General features: G+C 68.1%; 1 protein-coding gene. It reads right to left on the bottom strand.

Going from position 1 to position 385, the window contains the following annotated elements:
• On the bottom strand, positions 1-385 hold a 385-nt coding region (locus HUA78_RS45830), incomplete at both ends, for a DUF3943 domain-containing protein (RefSeq protein ID WP_174479147.1).

The raw sequence follows: 385 nt of genomic DNA on the forward strand, positions 1-385 counted from the left end.
CGCCACGCCTCGCCCCGGACGACCCGGCTGAGGCCGCGCCCGGGGTTGAGCAGGCCCGCCACCACCTCACGGCCAACGCGCTCCCGGCCCGTGGCGCAGTTGTCCAGAACCCGCGAGGACAGCCGGTACAGCACCTCGCCGAGAGCGAGGCCCCCGAGGCTGGTGTTGATGATGTCGTTGGTGGACGGGGGGGTGTTCTCGGCGAACACCTCCCACTGGAGGCTGCCGAGGACGGTGATGAAACCGGACTCCCAGTAGTCGAAGCCGTTGTCGCGCGCGATGTTGTAGTAGATGCCGCCGTGGTACGGGTGGTCGAACTGGTTGACGCTGAACTCGTCCGCGTCCCACTTGAAGCCGTCCGTCAGGTTGCGCTCCCACACCTCCA

Source organism: Myxococcus sp. CA033, assembly GCF_013336625.1.
In the GTDB taxonomy this organism is placed as follows: Bacteria; Myxococcota; Myxococcia; order Myxococcales; family Myxococcaceae; genus Myxococcus; species Myxococcus llanfairpwllgwyngyllgogerychwyrndrobwllllantysiliogogogochensis.